The organism is Thauera humireducens (assembly GCF_001051995.2).
Classification (GTDB): Bacteria; Pseudomonadota; Gammaproteobacteria; order Burkholderiales; family Rhodocyclaceae; genus Thauera; species Thauera humireducens.
On the sequence record NZ_CP014646.1, the window covers coordinates 195366 to 220270 of the forward strand.

23 protein-coding genes and 2 tRNA genes are annotated in these 24905 nt (G+C 66.6%); 18 read left to right on the plus strand and 7 right to left on the minus strand.

Annotated elements, in window-relative coordinates; translation table 11 throughout:
• Positions 1-81 precede the first annotated feature (81 nt).
• The 9 genes from pheS to rpoS all read left to right on the plus strand — a co-directional run bounded on the left by pheS (position 82) and on the right by rpoS (position 7750).
• Positions 82-1113, plus strand: coding sequence for a phenylalanine--tRNA ligase subunit alpha (pheS, locus tag AC731_RS00935; protein ID WP_048708703.1), 1032 nt, complete (start codon positions 82-84; stop codon positions 1111-1113).
• A gap of 61 nt (positions 1114-1174) precedes the next feature.
• Positions 1175-3565: a phenylalanine--tRNA ligase subunit beta gene (gene pheT / locus AC731_RS00940; protein WP_048708705.1), complete on the plus strand. Its 2391-nt coding sequence runs from the start codon at positions 1175-1177 to the stop codon at positions 3563-3565.
• Between the two features lies 1 nt (position 3566).
• A complete protein-coding gene (locus AC731_RS00945; RefSeq protein ID WP_082794216.1) occupies positions 3567-3875 on the plus strand; it encodes an integration host factor subunit alpha in 309 nt (102 codons plus the stop codon).
• Positions 3856-4236: a MerR family transcriptional regulator gene (locus AC731_RS00950; protein WP_048708707.1), complete on the plus strand. Its 381-nt coding sequence runs from the start codon at positions 3856-3858 to the stop codon at positions 4234-4236. Before AC731_RS00945 ends, AC731_RS00950 begins: the two co-directional genes overlap by 20 nt.
• Before the next feature lie 77 nt (positions 4237-4313).
• Positions 4314-4390 (plus strand) — tRNA-Pro (locus tag AC731_RS00955).
• Positions 4391-4511: 121 nt separating this feature from the next.
• Entirely contained in the window at positions 4512-5255 is a 744-nt protein-coding gene (surE, locus tag AC731_RS00960; RefSeq protein WP_004259550.1) for a 5'/3'-nucleotidase SurE, read from the plus strand.
• A 2-nt stretch (positions 5256-5257) separates the two neighbouring features.
• A complete protein-coding gene (locus AC731_RS00965; RefSeq protein WP_004259552.1) occupies positions 5258-5905 on the plus strand; it encodes a protein-L-isoaspartate(D-aspartate) O-methyltransferase in 648 nt (215 codons plus the stop codon).
• A 14-nt stretch (positions 5906-5919) separates the two neighbouring features.
• Positions 5920-6804, plus strand: a complete 885-nt coding sequence (locus AC731_RS00970; protein ID WP_048708708.1) for a peptidoglycan DD-metalloendopeptidase family protein — start codon at positions 5920-5922, stop codon at positions 6802-6804.
• A gap of 10 nt (positions 6805-6814) precedes the next feature.
• Entirely contained in the window at positions 6815-7750 is a 936-nt protein-coding gene (rpoS, locus tag AC731_RS00975; RefSeq protein WP_048708710.1) for an RNA polymerase sigma factor RpoS, read from the plus strand.
• Positions 7751-7762: 12 nt separating this feature from the next.
• Here the strand turns inward: rpoS and AC731_RS00980 are convergent, their stop codons facing one another.
• The 5 genes from AC731_RS00980 to AC731_RS01000 form a co-directional block, all read right to left on the minus strand.
• The gene (locus tag AC731_RS00980; RefSeq protein WP_004259561.1) at positions 7763-8527 is read right to left on the minus strand and encodes a DUF2189 domain-containing protein; all 765 of its coding nucleotides are present in this window, start codon (positions 8525-8527) and stop codon (positions 7763-7765) included.
• Between the two features lie 53 nt (positions 8528-8580).
• Positions 8581-9573, minus strand: a complete 993-nt coding sequence (mltB, locus tag AC731_RS00985; protein ID WP_048708713.1) for a lytic murein transglycosylase B — start codon at positions 9571-9573, stop codon at positions 8581-8583.
• 83 nt (positions 9574-9656) lie between these two features.
• Positions 9657-11651 carry a transglutaminase TgpA family protein gene (locus AC731_RS00990; protein WP_048708715.1) on the minus strand — a complete coding sequence of 665 codons (1995 nt, stop codon included), beginning with the start codon at positions 11649-11651 and terminating at the stop codon, positions 9657-9659.
• Positions 11648-12610, minus strand: a complete 963-nt coding sequence (locus AC731_RS00995) for a DUF58 domain-containing protein (protein WP_048708717.1) — start codon at positions 12608-12610, stop codon at positions 11648-11650. The genes AC731_RS00990 and AC731_RS00995 overlap by 4 nt, the downstream gene beginning before the upstream one ends.
• 65 nt (positions 12611-12675) lie before the next feature.
• Entirely contained in the window at positions 12676-13593 is a 918-nt protein-coding gene (locus tag AC731_RS01000) for an AAA family ATPase (protein WP_004259580.1), read from the minus strand.
• Positions 13594-13746: 153 nt separating this feature from the next.
• Here AC731_RS01000 and AC731_RS01005 point away from each other — a divergent pair, with 153 nt between their 5' ends.
• From AC731_RS01005 to bamC, 3 genes are all read left to right on the plus strand, one after another.
• Positions 13747-14673, plus strand: coding sequence for a histone deacetylase family protein (locus tag AC731_RS01005; RefSeq protein WP_004259585.1), 927 nt, complete (start codon positions 13747-13749; stop codon positions 14671-14673).
• A gap of 116 nt (positions 14674-14789) precedes the next feature.
• The gene (gene dapA / locus AC731_RS01010) at positions 14790-15668 is read left to right on the plus strand and encodes a 4-hydroxy-tetrahydrodipicolinate synthase (RefSeq protein ID WP_004259589.1); all 879 of its coding nucleotides are present in this window, start codon (positions 14790-14792) and stop codon (positions 15666-15668) included.
• Positions 15669-15694: 26 nt separating this feature from the next.
• Positions 15695-16834, plus strand: a complete 1140-nt coding sequence (gene bamC / locus AC731_RS01015; protein WP_004259593.1) for an outer membrane protein assembly factor BamC — start codon at positions 15695-15697, stop codon at positions 16832-16834.
• A gap of 96 nt (positions 16835-16930) precedes the next feature.
• Here bamC and AC731_RS01020 read toward each other — a convergent pair whose 3' ends face one another.
• Together AC731_RS01020 and AC731_RS01025 are read right to left on the minus strand one after the other, a co-directional pair.
• Positions 16931-17305: a hypothetical protein gene (locus AC731_RS01020; RefSeq protein ID WP_004259597.1), complete on the minus strand. Its 375-nt coding sequence runs from the start codon at positions 17303-17305 to the stop codon at positions 16931-16933.
• 155 nt (positions 17306-17460) lie between these two features.
• Entirely contained in the window at positions 17461-18612 is a 1152-nt protein-coding gene (locus AC731_RS01025; protein WP_048708719.1) for a cupin domain-containing protein, read from the minus strand.
• Positions 18613-18689: 77 nt separating this feature from the next.
• Between AC731_RS01025 and rlmD the strand changes: the two genes are divergently transcribed.
• From rlmD to flhA, 6 genes are all read left to right on the plus strand, one after another.
• On the plus strand, positions 18690-19991 hold the full coding sequence (gene rlmD / locus AC731_RS01030; protein ID WP_048708721.1) for a 23S rRNA (uracil(1939)-C(5))-methyltransferase RlmD: 1302 nt from the start codon (positions 18690-18692) through the stop codon (positions 19989-19991).
• 52 nt (positions 19992-20043) lie between these two features.
• A tRNA-Ser gene (locus tag AC731_RS01035) sits at positions 20044-20133 on the plus strand.
• A 106-nt stretch (positions 20134-20239) separates the two neighbouring features.
• Positions 20240-20953: an rRNA large subunit pseudouridine synthase E gene (locus AC731_RS01040; RefSeq protein ID WP_048708723.1), complete on the plus strand. Its 714-nt coding sequence runs from the start codon at positions 20240-20242 to the stop codon at positions 20951-20953.
• Positions 20950-21420, plus strand: a complete 471-nt coding sequence (locus tag AC731_RS01045) for a DUF192 domain-containing protein (RefSeq protein WP_004264601.1) — start codon at positions 20950-20952, stop codon at positions 21418-21420. Before AC731_RS01040 ends, AC731_RS01045 begins: the two co-directional genes overlap by 4 nt.
• Before the next feature lie 143 nt (positions 21421-21563).
• Positions 21564-22706: a flagellar biosynthesis protein FlhB gene (gene flhB / locus AC731_RS01050; RefSeq protein ID WP_048710436.1), complete on the plus strand. Its 1143-nt coding sequence runs from the start codon at positions 21564-21566 to the stop codon at positions 22704-22706.
• A gap of 11 nt (positions 22707-22717) precedes the next feature.
• The gene (flhA, locus tag AC731_RS01055) at positions 22718-24823 is read left to right on the plus strand and encodes a flagellar biosynthesis protein FlhA (protein ID WP_048708725.1); all 2106 of its coding nucleotides are present in this window, start codon (positions 22718-22720) and stop codon (positions 24821-24823) included.
• The last annotated feature ends 82 nt before the right edge of the window (positions 24824-24905 follow it).

Below are 24905 nucleotides of genomic sequence, written 5' to 3' on the forward strand. Positions count from 1 at the left end.
CTCCTTTTTTTTCTTCTGAATTCGGCTGGACCCGCAGCACCCAAAAGCATCTCGCTTCATTGCAACCCGCAGGGCACGGACATGGAACACCTGGATCAACTGGTTCAAAAGGCGATCACCGATTTCGCCGCCGCGGCAGACGGCGCGCAGCTCGAGCAGGCCAAGGCGCGCTATCTCGGCAAGAGCGGTTCGCTGACGGAGCGGCTGAAGTCGCTCGGCAAGCTCGATCCGGAGGCCCGGCGCGAGGCGGGGGTCTCGATCAATGCCGCCAAGACCGCCATCGAGGCCGAACTGGAGGCGCGCCGCACCGCATTGCGTGAAGCCGCGCTGCTGGCACAACTTGCCGCCGAGGCGCTCGATGTGACGCTGCCCGGACGCGGCGCCGCTCCCGGTGGTCTGCACCCGGTGAGCCGCACGCTCGAGCGCATCGAGCAGCTGTTCGGATCGATCGGCTTCGTCGTCGCCGACGGCCCCGAGATCGAGACCGACTGGCACAACTTCACCGCGCTCAATACGCCCGAAAACCATCCGGCGCGTTCGATGCACGACACCTTCTATCTCGAAGGGCACGACGACGTCCTGCTGCGCACGCACACCAGTCCGGTGCAGATCCGTGCCATGCAGGCGCACGTCGAGCGCTACAAGGACGCCGGCACCATGCCCGAGCTGCGCCTGATCGCGCCTGGCCGGGTGTTCCGGGTCGATTCGGACGCCACCCACTCGCCGATGTTCCATCAGGTCGAGGGCTTGTGGGTCGGTGAGAACGTCAGCTTCGCCGACCTCAAGGGCGTGGTGGCGGATTTCCTGCGCAAGTTCTTCGAGACCGACGACCTGCAGGTGCGCTTCCGTCCGTCCTTCTTCCCGTTCACCGAGCCGAGCGCCGAGATCGACGTCGCCTTCATGAGCGGTGCGCTCGAGGGGCGCTGGCTCGAGATCGCCGGTTGCGGCATGGTGCATCCCAACGTGCTACGGTTTGGCGGCATCGACCCCGAACGCTACACCGGCTTCGCCTTCGGCATGGGGCCGGACCGCCTGACGATGTTGCGCTATGGCGTCAATGACCTGCGCCTGTTCTTCGAAGGCGACCTGCGCTTCCTGAGCCAGTTCCGCTGAGCTGCACCGGCCGGGCATCCGCGGGTGTCCGACCCATCGAATTCATCCGGGTAATCGAATCATGCAATTCTCTGAACAGTGGCTGCGGACCTTCGTCGATCCGCAACTCGATAGCGACGCACTCGGCCACCTGCTGACGATGGCCGGCCTCGAGGTGGAAGAGGCCGATCCGGCTGCGCCGGCGTTCTCCGGCGTGGTCGTGGCGCAGATCGTCGAAGCCGAGAAGCATCCCAACGCCGACAAGCTCAAGCTGTGCAAGGTCGACGCAGGGCGCGGCGATCTGCTGCAGATCGTGTGTGGCGCGCCGAACGCAGCCGCCGGCATGAAGGTGCCGTGCGCGACGGTCGGTGCCGTGCTGCCGGGTGACTTCGCCATCAAGGCAGCCAAGCTGCGCGGTGTCGAGTCCTTCGGCATGCTGTGCTCGGCGCGCGAGCTGGGCCTGTCCGAGGATCATGGCGGTCTTTATGCGCTGCCCGAGGATGCGCCGATCGGTACGGACATTCGCGAGTACCTCGGGCTCGACGACACGCTGTTCACCATCAAGCTGACGCCTAACCGGGCAGACTGCCTGAGCCTCGAGGGCGTCGCGCGCGAAGTGGCGGCCGTCACGGGCGCCGCCTTTCGCCCGACGGAGGTGAGTCCGGTTGCGCCGACCATCGATGCGCGGCGCGCGATCGTGCTCGACGCACCGCAGGCTTGCCCGCGCTATTGCGGACGCATCCTGCGTGGCGTGGACGCCAAGGCGCCTACCCCCGACTGGATGGTGCGCCGCCTCGCGCGCAGCGGCATCCGCTCGATCAGTGCCCTGGTCGACGTGACCAACTACGTCATGCTCGAACTCGGTCAGCCGCTGCATGCGTTCGACAATGCCCGGCTGCAGGGCGCCATCCACGTCCGCTTCCCTGCCGAGGGCGAGCAGGTGTTGCTGCTCAACGAGCAGACCGTTGCGCCGGCGGCCGATACGCTGCTGATTGCAGATGAACAGCGTGCGCTCGCGCTTGCCGGCATCATGGGCGGAGAGGAGAGTGGCGTCACGCTCGAAACGACCGAGATCTTCCTCGAGAGTGCCTTCTTTGCGCCCGATACGATTGCCGGACGCGCGCGCAGCTACGGCTTTTCGTCCGATGCGTCGCACCGCTTCGAACGCGGCGTCGATTTTGACCTGGCGCGACGGGCTCTGGAGCGTGCCACCCGGCTCGTCCTCAATATCTGTGGCGGCGAGGCCGGCCCGGTCGAGGAGGCCGTGGCGCTCGAGGCATTGCCTCCGCGCGAACCAGTGCGCCTGCGCACCGCGCGCGCGCGCAAAGTGCTCGGCATCACGCTTGATGACGCGGCGATCCAGTCCCTGCTCGAGCGCGTGCATCTGAAGGTCGAGCGCGACGGCGAGGATTTCGTCGTTACGCCGCCGTCCTGGCGCTTCGATATCGAGATCGAGGTCGATCTGGTCGAGGAACTCGCACGTCTGCACGGCTACGACAACATTCCGGCGGTGGCGCCGCAGGGCAGCCTGATGATGGCGCCGAGTTCGGAGCATCGCCGTCCGGTGTGGGATGTGCGTCATCTGCTGGCTGGGCGCGGCTATCAGGAAGTGGTCAACTTCGCCTTCGTCGAGGAGGCCTGGGAGCGCGACTTCTGCGCCAACGAGGATCCGATCCGACTGGCGAACCCGATTGCGAGCCAGCTCAGCGTCATGCGCTCGAGCCTGATTGCGGGTCTGGTCGGCAATTTGTCGACGAACCGCAAGCGCCAGATCGATCGTGTGCGTGTGTTCGAGGTGGCGCGTGTGTTCCAGCGCAAGGCCGACGGCGAGCCGGTCGCGGGCTTCCATCAAAGCATGCGGGTCGCCGGCCTGGCTGCTGGAACGGCGCTGCCGGAGCAGTGGGGTGAGCGCAGTCGCGCGGTCGACTTCTTCGATGTGAAGGCGGATGTCGAGGCGCTGTTCGCGCCACGCCAGCTCAGCTTCGAAACCTTGTCGCATCCGGCTCTGCATCCGGGCCGCGCAGCGAACGTGCTGCTTGACGGGCACTCGGTGGGGGTTGTCGGGGAGTTGCATCCGGTCTGGGTGCAGCGCTACGACCTGGGCAGCGCGCCGGTCGTGTTCGAACTGGAGTTGGATGCCGCACTACAGGCGCGCATGCCCGCGTACCGCGAGATCTCGCGCATGCCGGCGGTATTCCGTGACCTTGCGCTTGTCGTTGGCGTCGACGTGACCGTTGCGCGCGTGATCGATGCCCTGCGTGAGGTGGCGCCTGAGGTGGTCAAGGACATTGCCTTGTTCGACGTCTATCATGGCAAGGGCATCGACCCCGACAAGAAGAGCCTTGCCTTCAGGGTATTGATGCAAGATACTCAGCGCACGCTCGAAGATGCCGAGGTCGATGCCGCAGTGGCAGTCCTGGTGCAGCAGGCCGAGACGGCGCTGGGTGCACGTCTGCGTGGTGCGGGGGATTGACGTGACCACATTGACCAAGGCGGAACTGGCCGACCTGCTGTTCGAGCAGGTCGGGCTCAACAAGCGCGAGGCCAAGGACATGGTCGAAGGCTTCTTCGAGGAAATCCGGACTGCACTCGAGCGCGGCGACAGTGTAAAGCTGTCGGGCTTCGGCAACTTCCAGTTGCGTGACAAGCCCCAGCGCCCCGGGCGCAACCCGAAGACCGGCGAGGAGATTCCGATCACTGCACGGCGTGTGGTGACTTTCCACGCCAGCCAGAAACTCAAGGCCGCGGTGGAGCAACTCAGCGATGCAAGCAAGCAACCCTGATATCGGCACGGGACCCCTGCCGCCGATTCCGGCAAAGCGCTATTTCACGATCGGTGAGGTCAGCGAGCTGTGTGCCGTCAAACCGCATGTCCTGCGCTATTGGGAGCAGGAGTTTACCCAGCTCAAGCCGGTCAAGCGGCGCGGCAACCGGCGCTATTACCAGCACCACGAGGTGCTGCTGATCCGGCGCATCCGGGAGCTGCTGTACCAGGAGGGCTTCACCATATCCGGTGCACGCAACCGGCTGGGCGAAAGCGCCATTCAGGAGCAGGAAAGCCAGGTCGAGGTCGAGCGCCAACGTGTCGTGATGGCGGAGCTTCGCGATGAACTCCGTGCGCTGCTGCAGGAGTTGCGTGCCTGAGTGGCCATCAGGGTTTTCAGGTTTCACACAGAAAGGCTGGTAAATCCAAAAACCGCTGCTATAATGGCGGCTTGTGTCGGGGCGTAGCGCAGCCTGGTAGCGCACTTGCATGGGGTGCAAGGGGTCGCGAGTTCGAATCCCGCCGCCCCGACCAATCAAACAAACCGGCCCAGGCCGGTTTTTTGTTTTCCAGGCCCCGCAGGCGGGTGTCCGGAGCGCTGTGCTAACATTTCGCGTCTCCCGGCGGCTGCCGCGGCTCTTCCCATGGGTCTCAAATGCGCATTCTGGTCAGTAACGACGACGGTTATTTCGCCCCCGGAATTGCAGCGCTCGCCGAAGCACTGGGTACGCTCGGCGACGTCACGGTCGTGGCCCCGGAGCGCGATCGCAGCGGTGCGAGCAACTCGCTGACGCTCGATCGACCGCTTTCGCTGCGTCGGACGGCGAACGGCTTCTACTACGTGAATGGCACGCCGACCGACTGCGTCCACCTTGCGGTGACCGGCATGCTCGATCATCTGCCCGACATGGTCGTGTCCGGGGTGAACCACGGCGCCAACATGGGTGACGACACCGTCTATTCGGGCACGGTTGCGGCGGCGACCGAAGGCTTCCTGCTCGGCGTGCCGTCCATCGCGGTGTCGCTCGTCAGCAAGTCGGCAACCGATTTCACGGCAGCCGCGCGAGTCGCGCGCGACTTGGCCGAGCGATTCATGCGCGAGCCTTTCCCGCAGCCCGTGTTGTTGAACGTCAACGTGCCGGATGTCGCCTACGACCGCCTGCAAGGGATCAAGGTGACGCGGCTTGGCAAGCGGCACAAGGCCGAACCCGTGGTGCGCAGCGTGACGCCGCGCAACGAGACCGTGTATTGGGTCGGTGCGGCCGGTGGGGCGGCAGATGCGGGCGAGGGCACGGACTTCCATGCGGTGGCCAATGGCTACGTGTCGGTCACGCCCCTGCAGCTCGACCTGACCCACACCGGACTGATCTCTCCGGTCTTCGACTGGCTGAAGCGGTGAACATGCGCAGTACCGATGCCGGGCAGGCGATGCGCGCCAGGGCACGCATGGTCGAGCGCCTGCGCACCCAGGGAATTCGCGACGAGCGTGTGCTTGCCGCAATGCAGGGCGTGCCCCGGCACCTGTTCGTCGAAGAAGGGCTGGCTTACAGCGCCTACGACGACACGCCCTTGCCGATCGGTTTCCAGCAGACCATCTCGCAGCCCTTCGTGGTCGCGCGCATGATCGAACTGCTGCGCGCGGGACGGGAATTGGGGCGTACGCTCGAAGTGGGCGCGGGCTGCGGATACCAGGCGGCCGTGCTCAGTCAGCTTGCGACGGAGGTCTATGCGGTGGAGAGGATCCGCCCCCTGCTGGATCGTGCGCGAGCGAACCTTAGACCGCTGCGCCTGCCGAACGTCAGGTTGAAACTTGCGGACGGTAGTCTGGGTCTTCCAGAGGCAGCACCATTTGACAGTATCATCGTCGCCGCGGCGGCGATCGGACTCCCGCCCGCGCTGAAGGCTCAACTTGCTCCGGGCGGCAGGTTGATCGTGCCGGTCGGCGGGGCGGACCAGCGACTTCTGCTGGTCGAACGACAAGGCAATGTTTTCCGGGAAAGCTGGTGCGAGACCGTACGTTTCGTTCCGCTTCTCGCAGGTACTGAATGAGATACCCAATTCGGATGCAGACTCGTATCTTCTCGATCCCGGCGGCGCTGGTGATTACCCTTCTTGCTGGTTGCGCGTCCACGGTTTCCGCGCCGGTGCGTGACGGCAGCGGCGTGCCGCCTGCAGCCTCCGCCGTGCCGGCGGAGCAGCCTGGCGTCCATACGGTGCGCCCGGGCGAGACCTTGCTCGGCATCGCACGTCAGTATGGCGTGACGCTGCCCGACCTGGTGGGGTGGAACAACATTTCCGACCCGAACCAGATCACGGTGGGACAGGCCTTGCGCGTTGCGCCGCCGGGCGCCGATGGCACAGCCGTTGCGACGGCAATCCCCATTGGGGACGGGGCCGTGGCGACGCCGGTTCCTGCGCCAGGCGCTGAGGCGCCTGCGGCAGCGCCGCTGAAGCAGGGGCCTGTCGGTGGCCGTCAGCCGTATTCGGATGAGGCTTGGTCGAAGGCGTCGCCGAGCGCGGCGCCACAGCCCACGGCACCGCCGGCTGCGGTCGCAACGCCTGATGTGCCCAAGGCGACCGGTTCGGGCGAATGGCAGTGGCCTGCCGGGGGACGTCTGATCGCGGGATACAATGAGGCGTCGAACAAGGGCGTCGATATTGCCGGCAACGTGGGAGATCCGGTACTGGCTGCTGCGGCTGGCAAGGTGGTTTATGCTGGCAGCGGACTGCGGGGTTACGGCAAGCTGGTTGTCATCAAGCACAACCAGGAGTACAACTCGGTCTACGCGCACAACGACAAACTTCTGGTAAAAGAAGACGATCAGGTGACCCAGGGGCAGAAGATCGCCGAACTGGGCAGTTCGGAAGCCGACCGCCCGAAGCTGCACTTCGAGATCCGCAAACAGGGCAAGGCAGTCGATCCGATGAAGTACCTGCCAGCACGCTGAAGGGGGACGCATGGAAGAGCCGGTGAGCCTTGATGAACTGGAAAGTCATGAGCCGGATCTTCCCCCCGAAGTGGAGGTGTTCGCGTCGGTGCCGGTGCCGGCCGTCGAGAACGACTTCTTCAGTGACGTCACGCAGCTCTATCTCAACGAGATCGGGGCCAATCCCCTCCTGACTGCTGACGAGGAACTCAGGCTGTCGAGGCTCGTCCGCGAGGGCGATTTCACTGCCCGACAGACCATGATCGAGCGCAACCTGCGCCTCGTCGTCAACATCGCCAAGCATTACCTGAATCGCGGTATCCCCCTGCTCGACCTCGTCGAGGAGGGCAATCTCGGCCTCATGCATGCACTGGAGAAGTTCGATCCCGAACGGGGATTCCGCTTCTCGACCTATGCGACCTGGTGGATACGCCAGAACATCGAACGCGCGATCATGAACCAGTCGCGCACGATCCGCCTGCCGGTGCATGTGGTGAAGGAGCTCAATCAGGTGCTGCGCGCCCAGCGCAACATCGAAGCGGCTTCGAACGGCGAGTCCTCGCTGGAAGCCATCGCGCAGCGGCTGGACAAGACGGTCGACGAAGTTCGCGACATCCTGATGTTGAGCGAGCACACGGCCTCGCTCGATGCGCCGCTCGACATCGACCCCAGCCTGTCGATCGGGGAGTCGTTGGCCGATGATCGCGCGGAGACGCCCGAGCTGCAGATTCATTCCTCCGAAGTCGAAGGGCTGGTGCGTGAATGGATCAAGATGCTCAATGACAAGCAGCGCCTCGTGATCCGGCACCGCTACGGCATCGATGAGTGCGAACTGCTGACGCTCGAGGAGCTGGCCTTGCGGCTCGAGCTTACCCGTGAGCGTGTGCGGCAGATTCAGCTGGAGGCGCTGGGGCAACTGCGCCGCATCCTGAAGCGCAACGGCATACCGCGCGACGCGCTGCTCTGAGTCCCGGCCCGCTCAGTGGGGCGGGAAGACGCGGAAGTAGAGCGCTCGACTGGCGTAGGCCATCACTGGCAGGGAGACCACCATCAGCGGCAGCAGTACCGCGCTGAGGATGATCACGAACGCCAGCAGGCAGGCCCATGCCATGACGACCGGAAAGCGTCCGAAAACCGCCCGTACGCTGGCGACGACACCCGACACCAGGTCGGCGCGACCGTCGTAGATGAGCGGAATCGAGAATGCCGACACGGTGAAGATGATGAAGGCCAGCACCGCGCCCATCAACGAACTGTAGAACAAGAAGCGCTGGACCGACTCCTCGGCCTGCAGCAGGCGGGCGAAGGCGGTCGGCTCGCGGCCGATCATGAACCCGTAGAGCGTTCCGGCATCGGTGATCCAGATCAGGAACAGCAGGGCGCAGACGAAAGACACCACCCATCCGCCGCGCGGCAGCTTCCGGAACCCTTGGCCGATGTCCGCGATCGCTGGTTTCTGCCCATCCCGCACCCGGTCGGACACGGCGAAGAAACCGGCGAGCAGCGCCGGGCCGACCAGCATGAAGCCGGCGGAGAAGGACAGGCTGATCGGCGCGATCGCCAAGGTCTCGACAAGGGCGAAGAGGATGGCGCCGAGCGCGACGAAAACGCTGGCAAAGCCCATGCTGAGCAGCGGCGCCGCGGCGAACTGGCGCCACCCCGAGGCGAGCGCGTGGCCGATGTCGGCGAGCGAGAGTACGGCAGGCTGGAGGCGAGAAGCGGCGGGTGGGCTCGAGTCGATCATCGTTGCGGTGTCCTGACGGGGGTGCGATGAGTGTGCCGTGCCCTGCCGCAGCCTCAATCGGTGGTCGCGCTCTGCGCTGCCGGGGTTCGGAGGCTGGCGACCAGACGGCGCTGGCGCAGCGTTTCGGCCAGCTCGAAGACCGACATTGCGTAGAAGCTGCTGCGGTTGTAGCGGGTGATGACATAGAAGTTGCGGTAGCCGAGCCAGTACTCGGTCTCGGCGCCCGGCGTCTCGAGGTCGACCAAGGTAGCTCGTTGCGCAGCCGGGGTTCCGCCCAGTGTCGTGACGCCGGCAGATGCCAGTGGCTCGGGGTCGAGCGAGGGCTCGATGCCTGCGGCGACGAGGCCGGCCGCATCCGATGCGGGCGACATCCGTGCGCGTTCGGCAACCGGCGCGTCCGGCTGCCAGCCGTGGACATGGAGGTAGTTCGCGACGCTGCCGATCGCGTCGATCGCATCGCTCTCGAAATCGATTTGGCCGTTGCCGTCGAAGTCCACCGCATAGGCGCGGATGCTGCTGGGCAGGAACTGAGGGAAGCCGACCGCGCCGGCAAAGGAGCCGCTGTAGCTTGCGGGGTCGCGCCCCTGTTCGCGCGCAAGCAGGAACAGCGATTCGAGTTCGCGGCGGAACAGGTCGGCACGCGGCGGATAGTCGAACGCGAGCGTGGCCAGCGCGGACAGCGTCTCGAAGTTGCCGGTGTGGCGCCCATAGACCGTTTCGACGCCGATGATCGCGACGATGACTTCGGCGGGTACGCCGAACTGGCGCTCCGCTCGCTCGAGGTCGACCGCGTGCTCCTGCCAGAAGGCCAGGCCACCTTCGATGCGGGTACGGTCGAGGAAGCGCGCACGGTAGTTCTGCCACGAGCGCGCGCCCTTGCGGCTGGGCGGTGTGATCAGCCGGATCACCGCAGGCTCGTGCGTGGCGCGTGCCAGTGCGCTCTGCAGTTCCGCCGGATCGAAGCCGTGACGTGACGCGACATCCTGGATGAAGGCTTGCGTGTCTTCGCGCTCGGCGAAGGAGGCCGCAGCCGGAGGCACGTGCATCAGCACGGCAAGGCCGGCCCCGGCGAATAGGTGCCGCCAGCGGAGTGGCGGGACGGAGAGGCGGGAGAGGTGTCGAAACGGGTTCATGGCAATCTGATGGCGTTGATTCGGGTGCGCAGTGCGCGCATGTCGTCGGCGCTGCATTTCGGCCCATAGCGCAGCCGGGCATAGTCCTCGCAGACGGCACGGATGGCCTCACGCGTTGCGGATGGCATCGAGGCTTCCGAGGCGATGCGCGTGCCGAACTGATGCGGCCCTTCCCAAGCTTGGCGGGCAATGCCGTGCCGGGCGAGAGTGGTGCAAAAACGCATCCACACGCGTTCGAGCGGATCGGCTGGCCGGCGCTTGCGGGTGGCCCACCACAGGAGCAGCCCGAAGAGGAGGGCGCCAGCGCCGGCAATCGCACCGCCGAGCATCCACGATGACCCCTGGTCGAGTCCGAGGCGTGCGAGGAGTTCCTTCTGTCTCTGCGGATTGTAGCCAAGAACGCGCTGGTTCCATGCGTTCGATACGGCCTCCCAGCGCAGGCGAAGGCCGCGCAGCCATTCCATCCGCGGATGCATCATGATCGGCAGGGCTTCGCCTTCGGGCAGGGCGGCAGCAAGACCGTCGTCGATGCGGCGGGGCGCGGACAGCGCCGTGGGGTCGACACGCACCCAGCCGCGCCCTTCAAGCCAGACCTCGCTCCAGGCGTGGGCATGGGACTGGCGCACGACCAGGTTGCCATCGATCGGATTGATCTCACCGCCCTGGTAGCCGGTCACGACCCGTGCGGGTACGCCCGCGGCCCGCATCAGCACGGTGAAAGCGCCGGCAAAGTGTTCGCAGAAGCCACGACGGGTGTCGAACAGGAACTCGTCGACGCTGTCGCTGCCGAGCAGGGGCGGGCGCAGCGTGTAGATCAGCTCGGACTGGCGGAGATGGGTGATGACGCGCCGAAGGATCGCCTCATGCGATTCCGCGCCAGCGGCGAGTTCGTCCGCGAGTGCCAGCGTGCGGGGATTGAACGCGGCCGGCAGGCGGCGTGCGGCGGCAAGCACCGCGTCGCTTTCGGTCAGGCCGATGAGGCTCTCGGGGTGGGAGGCGAGTTCCACGCGGATGCGCGACTGCACGGGCTGGCGCGCGAGAAGCTGAAAGTCGCTGGTGAACAGTCGCGCATCCGCCCCCGCCGCCGGGACGTCGAGCGCGAGCAGCCAGCGGCGGTTGTGCGGCTCCAGCGTCAGCGTGTAGTTCAGGCGCGGACCGTAGACCGTGTAGAACGGGGCTGCACCCTCGGCAAATGCGCGTGGTCGCCAGGTCCGGCCGTCGAAGTCGGTCAGCACCGGCCCGCGCCAGTAGCGCTGGTCCGGGCGTGGCGGCGGGCCGTCGAAGTCGGCGCGGAACACGATCTCGCTGGATTCGCCCAGCGCGCTGATCGAACCCGGGCTCATCGTGTCCGACAATCCGGTGCGGCCGCTGAAGGCGTCGGCCGGAAGACCCCACAGCGGTCCGTCGGCGCGCGGGAACAGCATGAACAGCAGCACCATGAACGGCGCACCCTGAGCCACGAGCAGGGTTCCGGTGCGCAACTGTTCGCGAGCGCGCCCGTTTGCGTCGGACAGCGACGCCATCGCAGCGAGGCCGCTCAGCGTGGCGGCCAGGGCGAGCCCGGCGACCGGGATCGACTGGTCCTCGAAGAACAGCGACAGTTGCAGGAAGAAGCACAGCAACACCACTGCGAGTGCGTCGCGGGTCACGCGTACCTCGAGCAGCTTCAGTCCGAGCAGCAGCGCCAGCAGTGCGACGCCCGGGTCCTTGCCGAAGAAGTGGTCGAACTCGGCGCGTACGCTGATCGCAGCCGCGATCGCCAGAGCGAGCAGCACCAGGCGCGGTGGCGGTGCGCTCCCGCGCCACAGCAGCAGGCTGCGCCAGCCGAGCAGTGCGAAGCCGAACCCCATGATCCAGGCCGGCAGCCAGCTCACGTGCGGTGCGAGACTCAGTGCCGCGGCGGCCAGCAGCCAGGCGCACTGCTGGCGCGTCAGGGTCGTCACCGAGGGTGTCGCCCGGCGCTGGCGGACCGGCCATGACAAGCCTCTCATCGGGCGTTCTCCGGTTGCCCGGTCCCATGCAGTGCGAGTTCGCGCAGGCAGCGATGCAGGTGCTCGTGGCCGTGCCCCGCGGCACACGCCACCCTTGGCAGACGCAGTGCATATCGCCGTCCCGACCGCTCGGCGGCCAGCAGCCAGGCCGTCAGGCGTGACAGGCGCGCTTCGATATCGAGATGTGCGGGCAGCTGTGCCCAGTCGAGACTCAGGTCACCGCCGGCTTCACCCGAGAACTGCTTCGTCAGCAGGGGACCGCCGCGCGCGAGGACCTTCCAGGCGACGTGGCGTGGGGAGTCTGCGCGCTGGTGCGCACGCAGGCCTGCAAAGTCATCGTCGCCGGGACGGCTGGCGGCTCGCTCACGGCCCTCCGCCTCGCCTTCCGGTGGCAAGGGTGGTGGTGCGCCCTCGGGGGCCGGATAGACGACACAGGGCATGTCCGGCACGAACACTGTCCAGGCGCGGATGAGGCCGAGTGGCCAGCATGTCTCCAGCACCATCCTCCCCGGTTGTGTCAGCCCGCGGCGGTGGGTCGGGGCGAGCACGGGCACTTCGCGCGTTTCCCCCGGCGCGAGTTCGAACGCGGTGCGCTGCTTGCCGAGACGCAGACACAAGGCCGGGCGCCGCGTCGCACGCGCGTTTTCAACCACGAGCAGGAAGCTCGCCGTCTCGCCGCAGAACACCGGCTCGCAGCGACCTGGCCGCAAGCGCAGGCCGAGCAGGTTGCGATAGGCGTGGAGGATGCTTGCGATCCCCGCTCCGGACAGCAGGAACACCAGGCCGTAGCCGAGGCTGAGGCCATAGTTGATCGAGGCCAGCAGCATCACGACCAGCGCCACCGCGAAGACGAGGCCCGCGCGCGACGGGAGCACGTAGATGCGGCGCTGGACGAGCTCGATCGGGCCGCGCTCGGGAGCGCCCAGGCGGAACAGCCAGCGGTCCAGCTGCCCGCGCATTCCGGATCGGGGCGCGTCGAACGGGGCCGTCGAAGCGGACGTGGCCATCGGGAAGCCCGTCGCCTTCAACGTACCGGAACCGATTGCATCAGGCTGGCCAGCGTCGCGGCCGGCACGGGGCGGCCGTCGCCCGCAAGGTGCAGCCTGTGGGCGGCGACGTGCGGGAACAGGGTCTGCACATCCTCCGGGATCACGTGGTCGCGTCCATCGATAAGGGCCCAGGCGCGGGCGGCCGAGAGCAGGCCCAGCCCCGCGCGCGGGCTGAGTCCGGTTTCGATCTCGGGGTGGTGCCGGGTCGCGCTGAGCAATGCCTGCACGTAGTCGATCAGGGGGTCGGCGACGTGAAGACGCTGGGCGGTGCGCTGCATGTCGAGCAGATCGGCGGGGGTGATGACCGGCGGACGGGCCTCGAGCAGTTCGCGTCGGTCCGCGCCCATCAGCAGGGCGCGTTCGGCGAGCGCGTCGGGGTAGCCGAGCCGGATGCGCAGCAGGAAACGGTCGAGCTGGCTCTCGGGGAGCGGGAAGGTGCCGATCTGGTTCGCCGGGTTCTGGGTGGCGATCACAAAGAACGGGTCGTGCAGCGGAAACGTGCGCCCGTCTGCGGTGACCTGCCGCTCTTCCATCGCCTCGAGCAGGGCGCTCTGGGTTTTCGGCGTTGCGCGGTTGATCTCGTCGGCGAGGATGAGCTGCGAGAAGACCGGTCCCGGATGGAAGCGGAACGCGCTGGTCTCGCGGTCGAAGACCGACACGCCGACGATGTCGGCTGGCAGGAGGTCGCTGGTGAACTGGATGCGCTGGAACTGCAGCCCCGTCAGCCGCGCAAGCGTGTGGGCAAGGGTCGTCTTGCCCACGCCGGGCACGTCCTCGATCAGCAGATGGCCGCGCGCGACGAGGCAGGCGACCGCAAGGCGCAGCTCGCGTTCCTTGCCCAGAATGAGCTGGCTGGCGGCCTCGAGCAGGCGGATTGCGTGGTGATTTGGCATCGTCGGGCGTACTGTGAAATTGAGCGGGAAGCGGTGATAATAGGTGACAAAGACGCTGTCGCCGCGTGGGTTTGGTGCCCTGTGGCAAAGAAAACGTCTGCTCCCGATAGAGGGGTGGTCGCTTCGAATGTTCCATACAGGAGAGGGAGGAGTATGACGACTACGGCATTCATTACGCATCGCGAGTGCTGGCTGCATGACATGGGGTCGATGCACCCCGAATGCCCTGATCGTCTCGCCGCGATCAATGACCGCCTGATCGCCGCCGGGCTCGACATGTACATCTCCTTCTACGATGCACCTGTCGCGACGCGCGAACAGATCACCCGCGTCCATCCGGATTCGTATTTCGACGAACTGCTCAGCAGCGTGCCCGAGCACGGCATCCGCCACCTCGATCCCGACACGGCGATGAGTCCCGGCACCATGAAAGCGGCCCTGCGGTCGGCCGGTGCGGGCGTGATGGCAACGGACCTGGTGATGTCGGGCGAGATCGAGAACGCGTTCTGCGCGGTGCGTCCGCCTGGTCATCATGCCGAGACGGCGAAGGCGATGGGTTTTTGCTTCATGAACAACGTCGCCATCGCGGCGCGCCACGCTGTCGACGTGCATGGACTCGAGCGCGTCGCCATCGTGGACTTCGACGTCCACCATGGAAATGGCACTGAGGACATCTTCCGCAACGACCCGCGCGTGACGATGGTCGGCATCTTCCAGCACCCGTTCTACCCTTACAGCGGTGCCGACAATCCGCCTGCCCACATGTGCAACGTGCCCCTGCCCGCGGGAACGCGCGGCGAGGGCTTCCGCCAGGTGTTCGGCGACGTCGTGGTGCCGGCGCTACGCAGCCACAACCCGCAGATGATCTTCATCTCGGCCGGTTTCGACGCCCATTACGAAGACGACATGGGTTCGCTCGGGCTGCTCGAGGCGGACTACGTGTGGGCCACGAACCAGATCAAGGCGGTTGCGGCTGACTGTGGTCACAAGCGCATCGTTTCGGTACTCGAGGGCGGGTATTCGCTGTCCTCGCTCGCCCGTTCGGTGGTTGCGCACATCAAGGCGCTGGCCGACCTCTGACCTTGTCGCATCCGGATACAGCCTCATGGCCGGCGTGCGCGCGTGAAATTGCGTGCCGCGCTAGCCGTGCGGTGGCGATCGGTTAGAATCCGATTTTTATTGTCCTGCCCAACGCCATGATTACCGGATCGCTTGTCGCAATCGTCACGCCAATGCTCGACGACGGGAGTCTCGACTTTCCCCGTCTGCGCAATCTCATCGACTGGCACATCGCCGAGGGCACCGATGGCATCGTCATCGTCGGCACCACGGGCGAGTCGCCAACGGTCGATGTCGATGAGCACTGCGAACTCATTCGCGCCACGGTCGAGCATGCTGCGGGTCGTGTGCCCGTGATCGCGGGCACGGGTGCCAACTCGACGGCCGAGGCTGTCGAGCTCGCACGCTTCGCGAAGCAGGCCGGCGCGGCGGCGCACCTGTCGGTCGTGCCTTACTACAACCGTCCGACCCAGGAAGGGCTGTACCGGCACTACCGCACCATCGCCGAGTCGGTCGAACTGCCGCTGATCCTCTACAACGTGCCGGGCCGCACCGTCGCCGACCTGTCCAACGACACCGTGCTGCGCCTGGCCGACGTGCCGAACATCGTCGGCCTCAAGGACGCCACCGGCAACCTGGATCGCGCATGCGACCTGATCGAGCGTGCGCCCGCGGGCTTTGTGCTGTACAGCGGCGACGACATGTCATCGGCCGCGTTCCTGATGCTGGGCGGCCATGGCGTGATCTCGGTGACGGCCAACGTCGCGCCGCGTGCGATGCGCGAGCTGTGCGCCGCAGCCGCCGCAGGCGACATGCGCAGGCTGCGCGAGACCAACGCCGCACTGACAGGCCTGCACCGCGATCTCTTCTGCGAAGCCAACCCCATCCCGGTCAAGTGGGCCGTGGCCCGCATGGGCCTCATCGGCGACGGCATCCGCCTGCCGCTGACGCAACTCTCCGATTCCTGCCACGAGCGTGTGCTGAAGGCCATGCGCAAGGCCGGCATCAAGGTCTGATCCGAATCTCTGATTGCAGGAACTTCATGAATCGCTCCATGCGCACTTCCGTTTCCCTTATCGCACTGTCGGTGATGCTCGCCGGTTGCTCGAGCTCGCTGCTCGAATCCAAGCGCATCGACTACAAGAGCGCGCGCCAGATGCAGCAGCCGCTCGAGATTCCGCCCGACCTGACGGCGCCCACGCGCGACGACCGCTTTGCAGTGCCCGACGTCTCGCCGCGCGGCGTGGCGACCTATTCGGCGTACTCGGCCGATCGTGCCGCCCAGCCTGCGGCGTCCAGCGGCCCGGACGTTCTGGCAACGCCGGACAAGATGCGCATCGAACGCGCTGGCACCCAGCGGTGGCTGGTCGTTGGCGGAACGCCCGAGGAACTCTGGCCGCAGATCAAGGACTTCTGGCTTGAACTGGGCTTCATCCTCAACATCGAGAGCCCCGAAATCGGCGTCATGGAAACCGACTGGGCCGAGGATCGCGCAAAGATCCCGCAGGACTTTGTTCGCGCGACGCTCGGCAAGGTGCTCGACGGCCTGTTCTCGACGCCCGAGCGTGACAAGTTCCGTACTCGCCTCGAGCAGGGCAAGGACGCCGGCACGGTCGAGATCTACATCAGCCACCGCGGCATGATGGAGATCTACCCCACCGAAGCCAAGGATTCTACGATCTGGCAGCCGCGTCCGGCCGATCCTGAACTCGAAGCCGAAATGCTGCGTCGCCTGATGGTCCGCCTGGGAGCCGAGGAAGCGCGTGCCGAAGCGGCGCTGACGCAGGCGCCCACCGAGGAGCGTGCGCGCATTGCCGCCGGCAGCGATGGTCTGGTGAGCCTGAACATGGAAGAGCCGTTCGATCGCGCCTGGCGCCGCGTCGGCTTGGCGCTCGACCGGATCGGTTTCACGGTCGAGGACCGCGACCGCGCACAGGGCCTGTACTACGTGCGCTACGTCGATCCGGACGCCGACAACAAGAGCCCCAAGAAGGGCTTCCTGTCGGGCCTCGCCTTCTGGCGCAGCGATGACAAGCCTGCACTCGGTGGCAGCGAATACCGCCTGCGCGTGCAGGGGCAGGGCGACAGTTCGCGCGTAACCGTGATGACCCGGGAGGGCGGTGCGGACAACTCCGAGACGGCCAAGCGCATGCTGGGCCTGCTGCAGAACGAATTGCGCTGAAACAACTTGCCTCGTGTGCCGCCCCAAGGGCGGCACCCTTGAGCGAACAAAAAAAAGCCGGCTTGGAGCCGGCTTTCTTGTGCCTGATACGCCGTCTTACTTTTTCGACTCTTCCTTGGCAGCGCCAACGGCGGCGTCGGCGGCAGCCTTGGCTGCATCGACTGCGTCCGCTGCACCCTCCTTGACGGCCTCGGCGCCTTCCTTGGCGGCTTCGACCACGGCAGCAGTGGTGTCCTTGGCGGCCTCGACGGCTTCCGCCGCACCTTCCTTGGTGGCCTCGACTGCGGCAGCGGTGCCTTCCTTGGCGGCTTCAGCGCCTTCCTTCGCAGCTTCGACGGCCTGCTGTGCAGCTTCCTTGGCCTGCTCCTGCACGGTCGGTGCGGGCGCGGCGGTCGGCGCGGGTTGTTCCTGCTTGCCGCAGGCGGACACGGCGATGGCAACGAGGGCGGCGACGAGAAGGGAGTGTTTCATGTGTTTATTCCTTATTCGAGATGACATGCCGCGATGCGTCGAGCGATCGTCGGCAGGGGACTGCAATGCGACCTTGAAGCCATCAAAGTCTAGCAGCAGGCCGTCGCACTTCCAGGTGGATGGTGCGCTGCAAAATGTTAGCGTTTCTTTCCGGGTCAGGCGGCAGCAGGGGCGCCGAAGCCGTTCTCGTACCAGTCGTAGAGCAGCGCGGTGAGTCCGTCGGGCGCGTCAGCGAAGGCGTCGGCCGGCAGGGCGCGGCGATGCGCGAGGGTGGCGAGGGCGTCGCGGAGCGCGGCATCGATCTCGAGGGGCTCCCCGTTCAGGTGGAAGCCTGCAGCGGAGAACAGCAGCAGGCTGCGCGGGTCGAGTGCGAAGCCGCGGGCGCGCAGGGCCGTGTCGAAGCGCTTGCGGCCGAGCGGCTCTTCGGGGGGATCGAAGAAGACGTGCGACTTCGGTTCCGTGAGATAGGCGCCGACGAAGGCCTCGACGTCCGTGCGGCTCCAGCGGATACCGGCGAGCATGCGCTCGATCTGGTCGACCATTCGGCTGCTGATCTCGGCCGAGTTTTGCTGCAATGCAAGATCGGGGTCGGCATACAGCCCTTCGAGACAGATCCTTTCCTGCAGCCAGCCGAGGAACTCGGAGCCGATCTCCTGGGCGGTGGGCGAGCGAAAACCGATGGAGTAGGTGGTGCACTCGCCGATCGCAACGCCGTTGTGCGCCCAGTGCGGCGGCAGGTAGAGCATGTCGCCCGGCTCCAGCACCCAGTCCTCTGCCGGCCGGAAGTTCTTCAGGATGCGCAACGGCGCCCCTTCGATCAGGCTGCGGTCGGCCTGGTCGGAGATCTGCCAGCGACGCTTGCCCATGCCCTGCAACAGGAAGACGTCGTAATTGTCGAAGTGGGGGCCGACGCCGCCGCCGTCGACCGCGTAACTCACCATCAGGTCGTCGAGCCTTGCCTGCGGAATGAAGTCGAAGCGGTGCAGCAGGCGGTCGCCATCGGGAACCCACAGGTTCAAGCCCTGCACCAGCACGGTCCAGGGTTGCTTCTTGCCGCGCAGGCGACCGCGGCTCTGCGGGCCGTGCTCCAGCGTCCAGTCACCCTCCAGTCCGTCGGCGGGCAGGCGGATGTAGCGCGACTCGACGTCGGGATCGCAGGCGAGGTCGAACAGTTCGTCCTTGCTGAGGACGCCGGTGAAGCCGGGTACGGCCTGACGGATCAGCAGGGGTTTCTTTTGCCAGTATTCGGCAAGGAACTCGCGTGCCGACAGGCCGCCGAGCAGGGTTTCGAGCGTGGGTAGATTCATGGCGCGGATTATAGGCGCTGGCGCGGGCGGCTTAGCGAACGCGGTAGAATCGCGCGACTTTTTCCACCGGGATTTCCATGTCCGTAGCAGTCATCGAATCGCTGGACCACGAAGGTCGCGGCATCAGCCACGTCGACGGCAAGGCCGTTCTCATCGAGGGGGCACTGCCCGGCGAGAGGGTGGAATACACGGTGCTGCGCGATCGTCCGCGCTACGCACAGGCCGAGGTCGCGCGCGTGCTCAAGGCGAGCGCACAGCGTGTGGCGCCACGCTGCCCGCATTTCGGCACCTGCGGCGGCTGTTCGATGCAGCATCTCGATCCGGTGGCGCAGGCGGCCGCCAAGCAGCGCATCCTGGAAGATGCGCTGTGGCACATCGGCAAGGTCGAGCCGCAGGTCATCTACCCGGCCATCCACGGGCCGTCCTGGGGGTATCGCTATCGCGCGCGCCTGAGCGTGCGCGTGGTGCCGAGCAAGGGCGGGGTGCTGATCGGCTTCCATCAGAAGCGTTCCAGCTACATCGCCGACATGCAGGTGTGTCCGGTCTTGCCGCCGCAGATCTCGACCATGGTGCCGGAACTCCATGCGCTGATCGCCGGTTTGTCGATTGCCGACCGTGTGCCGCAGATCGAGATCGCGGTGAGTGACACGGCGACCGCCTTCGTCTTCCGCCACCTGCTGCCCTTCAGCGGCAAGGACCGGCAGATGCTCGCGGCCTTCGCCGAGCGTCATGACATCCAGGCCTGGGCCCAGCCCGGCGGCCCGGAGACGGCCGCGCTGCTCCATCCTGCGGAGGGTCCCGGGCTGGCGTACACGCTGCCGGAGTTCGACGTCGCGATGGACTTCCGCCCGACCGACTTCACGCAGGTCAACGTCCACATCAACCGCCTGTTGATTCGCCGCGCGATGCAACTCCTCGATCCGCAACCCGGCGAGCGCATCGCCGACCTGTTCTGCGGACTCGGCAACTTCAGCCTGCCGATCGCACGGCGAGGGGCGACCATGGTCGGCGTCGAAGGCAGCGAGGCCCTGGTCGCGCGCGCCTTGGCGAACGCCGACAGCAACGGGCTCGCCGGTCGCTGCGAGTTCCATGCCGCCAACCTGTTCGAGACGACAGAGGACAGCCTCGCCGCGCTCGGCCCGCTGGACAAACTGCTCATCGACCCGCCGCGCGAGGGTGCGATCGCCGTGGTGAAGGCGATCAGCGCGCAGCAGCAGCCTCCGCGCATCGTCTATGTGTCGTGCAATCCGGCCACGCTCGCGCGCGACGCTGCCGTGCTGGTGCACGAGAAGGGCTACGTGCTGCGCGGCGCGGGCATCGCCAACATGTTCCCGCAGACCTCTCATGTCGAGTCGGTGGCCCTGTTCGAACGGGGCTGAGATTGCAGCGGGGCGATGCGCGCCGAGTCGATGCTATAATCCGCGCCCTTACGGAGGCGTGGCAGAGCGGTTGAATGCAACGGTCTTGAAAACCGTCAGGGGTTAACGCCCCTCGTGAGTTCGAATCTCACCGCCTCCGCCAGATATTTCCGGGAAGCCCTGATCGCTCAGGGCTTTTCTCATTCCGGATGCCGATCCTGGGCCTGCCGGTCCGCGCTTGCGATGCCGCAGGACTATCATCCCGCTCCATGTCCCGTCTCATCCTCCTCAACAAGCCCTTCGGCGTGCTGTGCCAGTTCACCGACGAGGCCGGCCGCGCTACGCTCAAGGACCATGTGCCTGTGCCCGGCGTGTATGCCGCGGGCCGACTCGATACCGACAGCGAGGGCCTGCTGCTGCTGACCGATGACGGGGCCTTGCAGCACCACATCGCCGATCCGCGTCACAAGCAACCGAAGACGTATCTGGTGCAGGTCGAGGGCGAGCCGGACGAGGGGGCGCTGGCGCAGTTGCGGGCCGGGCTGGATCTGGGTGACTTCCACACTCAGCCTTGCGCGGCTCGATGCGTCGATGCGCCCGACTGGCTGTGGCCGCGCGATCCGCCGGTGCGCTTTCGCAAGACGGTGCCGACCGCGTGGCTGGAGATCGTGCTGCGCGAGGGCAAGAACCGGCAGGTGCGACGCATGACCGCGAAGATCGGCTTCCCGACCCTGCGGCTCGTGCGCGTGGCGATCGGCCCCTGGAAGCTGGACGGCCTGCAGCCGGGTGAGTGGCGCGAGGTCGTGCCGCCGGCCGTGCCTGCGCCTCGGGGCACGCGCGCGGGGCCCTTGCCGCGTGCCGCAGGTCCGGCGTCGGCTCGCCAGCCGGGACCGCGGGGGCCGGCGTCCTCATCGGCTCGCCACGGCGCCGGCGGGGCGGGTAAGATGCGCCGCGTCAGAACAGGTTCGGGGTCGAAGGGATGAAGCTTCAGTCGTGGATGTCGCGCCGGGCGCTTGCGTGGGGACTCGGGTTTGCAGGCGTACTGGCGGCCGGAATCGCGGCGGCGCAGCAGGCCATGCCGCGGGCCGAACTCGGTGCCGGCATGTTCCGCATCGAGGCCGAAGTGGCCCATACCTTCCAGAACCGCCAGATCGGGCTGATGAACCGCCGGACGATGCCGCAGCATCAAGGCATGGTGTTCGTGTTCCCCGAAGACGCCCGCCACTGCATGTGGATGAAGAACACCTACCTGCCGCTGTCGGTCGCCTTCCTCGATGCGCACGGCAAGGTGATCAACATCGAGGACATGCAACCCCAGACCGAGGACAACCACTGTGCCGCCGCTCCGGCCCGCTTTGCGCTGGAGATGAACCTCGGGTGGTTCCGCGAGCGCGGGATCAAGCCGGGCGACGCGCTGCGCGGCGTCGAGCGCCTGCCCGCGGCGCGTTGAACGGGCACACGACAAGGGTCGAATAGCGGTCGTTTCCCGCCTTTTATCGACCGGCAGATATTGCCGGTCGTGGTCGATAATCCGCACACGTCGTTTCGCGTCCGCGCCGCTTGCCGCGCGACGGGGCGGCAATGGAGTCGGCCGTGGCCGAAGATAGCGATCTCGAGAAAACAGAAGCCCCATCATCGCGACGGCTTGAGCAGGCGCGCGAGGAAGGCCAGGTCCCGCAGTCGCGGGAGCTGTCGACCTTTCTCGTCACCATCACCGGCGTGCTGACGCTGTGGCTGCTCGGCGGCTGGATGGCCGAGCGCATGCTGGCCGTGGTGCGTACGGGCTTTGCCTTCGAGCGCGCCACGGTTTTCGACGTGACGCTGATGCTCGAGGTGTTCCGCGGCCAGCTCAGCGGGGCCTTGCTGATGCTGGTGCCGCTGTTCGGCGCCTTGCTGGTGGCGGCCGTGGCCGCGCCGCTCGCGCTGGGTGGGTTCCTTTTCTCGAGCAAGGTGCTGGGGCCGAATTTCGGCCGCATGAACCCCATCCAGGGGCTGGGCCGGATGTTCTCGATGCACGGCCTGGCCGAGATGCTGAAGGCGATCCTCAAGTCGGCGCTTATCGGTGGCGTCGCCTCGATGGTGTTGTGGGCGAACAAGGAGCACCTGTTCGGCCTGATGGTGTCGCCGCTCGAGATCGGCATGAGCGAATTCTCCGGCACGGTGGTGCTGGCCTCGGTGCTGATCGCCGCCAGTCTCGGCCTGCTCGCGCTGATGGATGTGCCCTTCCAGCTCTGGCAGTACCACAAGAAGCTGCGCATGACGAAGGAAGAGGTCAAGCGCGAGGGCAAGGAGCAGGAGGGCGATCCGCAGGTCAAGGGCCGCATCCGCGCCATGCAGCGCGAGATGGCGCGCCGGCGCATGATGGCCGAGGTGCCCAAGGCCGACGTGGTGGTGACCAACCCGACGCACTTCTCGGTGGCGCTCAAGTACGACGCCGAGCGCATGGGGGCGCCCGTGGTGATCGCCAAGGGACGGGGCGAGACGGCGCTGAAGATCCGCGAGATCGCGCGCGAGAACGACGTGCCGCTGCTCGAGGCGCCGCCGCTGGCGCGCGCGCTGTACAAGCACTGCGAGCTGGAGCAGGCGATTCCGGCCGCGCTCTACACGGCGGTGGCCGAGGTCATGGCCTACGTCTACCAGCTCGACAACTGGATGAAACAGGGCGGGCTGCCGCCGCAGACCCCCACCAACCTGCCGGTGCCCGAAGGCATGGACCCCGGCTCGCCCGACGAGTGAGTGCCTGAACGATGGCCCTGAACGACACCCTGAACCTGCGTCAGCTGCTGACCCCGGCCAACCTGCGCCAGCTTGCCGCGCCGATCCTCATCATCATGATTCTCGCCATGATGGTGCTGCCGCTGCCGGTGTTCCTGCTCGACGTGTTCTTCACCTTCAACATCGCGGTGTCGGTGATGGTGATGCTGGTGGCGATGTACTCGAAGAAGCCGCTGGACTTCTCGGTGTTCCCCACCGTGCTGCTGATGACGACCCTGCTGCGCCTGTCGCTCAACGTCGCCTCGACCCGGATCGTGCTGCTGGAGGGCCATGGCGGTCCGGATGCCGCGGGCAAGGTGATCGAGGCCTTCGGCAACTTCCTGGTCGGCGGCAACACCGCAGTGGGCATCGTGGTGTTCGTGATCCTCACCGTGATCAACTTCGTCGTCATCACCAAGGGTGCGGGCCGTATCGCCGAAGTGTCGGCGCGCTTCACCCTGGATGCGATGCCCGGCAAGCAGATGGCCATCGACGCCGACCTCAATGCCGGCCTCATCGACGAGAACGAGGCCAAGCGCCGGCGCAAGGAGATCGCGCAGGAAGCCGACTTCTACGGCGCAATGGATGGTGCGTCCAAGTTCGTGCGCGGCGATGCGGTGGCGGGCATCATCATCCTCGTCATCAACATCATCGGCGGGCTGTTCGTCGGCGTCATGCAGCACGACATGGCGGTGGGCGACGCGGCCCACACCTACACGCTGCTGACCATCGGTGACGGCCTGGTGGCGCAGATCCCGGCGCTGATCATCTCGGTGGCGGCCGGCCTCGTCGTGTCGCGCGTCGGCGATGACGGCGACATCGGCGGTCTGGTCATCGGCCAGCTCTTCGCCAATCCGGCGGTGATGAGCCTGACCGCGGTCATCATCGGGGTGCTGGGCCTGATCCCCGGCATGCCCAACCTCGTCTTCCTGCTGCTCGCCGCCGTGCTCGGCAGCCTGGCGTGGATACGACACAAGCAGATGCAGGAGGCGCAGGCCGAGGCCGTCGCGCCCGCCGCGGCGAAGCAGGCGGCGGCCCCGCCGGCCGAAGCGCAGGAGGCGAGCTGGAACGACGTCTCGCAGGTCGACGTGCTCGGCCTGGAAGTGGGCTACCGCCTGATCCCGATGGTCGACAAGGGCCAGGATGGCGAGCTGCTCAAGCGCATCCGCGGATTGCGCAAGAAGTTCGCGCAGGAAGTCGGCTTCCTGTCCTCGCCGGTGCACATCCGCGACAACCTGGAGCTCAAGCCCAACACCTACCGCATCGCGCTCAAGGGCGTCGAGGTCGGCTCGGGCGAGGCCTATCCGGGCCAGCTGATGGCGATCAACCCGGGCCACGTGTCCGGGCCGCTGCAGGGGCGCGAGACGACCGACCCCGCATTCGGCCTGCCGGCCTTCTGGATCGACACCGGCATGCGCGAGCAGGCGCATGCGCTGGGCTACACGGTGGTCGATGCCAGCACCGTGGTCGCGACCCATCTGAACCATGTCATCCTCAACCATGCCGCCGAACTGCTCGGCCGCCAGGAGACGCAGGCGCTGCTCGACCACGTCGGCAAGGATTCGCCCAAGCTCATCGAGGATCTCGTGCCCAAGCTGCTGCCGATCGGTACCGTGCAGCGCGTGCTGCAGAACCTGCTGGAAGAAGGCGTCAACATCCGCGACATGCGCAGCATCATCGAGGTGCTGGCCGAGCACGCACCACGCACCCAGGACCCGATGCAACTCACCGTCAAGGTGCGCGAGGCACTGGGGCGCGCGATCATCCAGGGCCTGTTCCCGGGCAATGTGGATGTCAATGTCATGGCACTCGAGCCCGGCCTGGAACGCATTCTGATGCAGGCGATGAGTGCGGGCGGCGAGGGCGGCGCGATCGAGCCGGGGCTGGCCGATACGCTGCTGCGCCAGACGGCGCAGATCGCCCAGCGCCAGGAAGACATCGGCCTGCCGCCGGTGCTGCTGGTGCCTTCGCAGTTGCGCATGCTGCTGTCGCGCTTCCTGCGTCGCGCCGTGCCCTCGCTCAAGGTCATCTCCAACAGCGAAGTGCCCGAGTCCCGCACCATCCGCGTTACCGCCATGATTGGCGCGCAGCAGGGCTGAAGCGGCCCCGCCGCGGTGCGATCGAGCATCGAATAAGCGGGGTAAAGGCGGTTTATTCGGCACAAGGGACGCCACCCGCAGC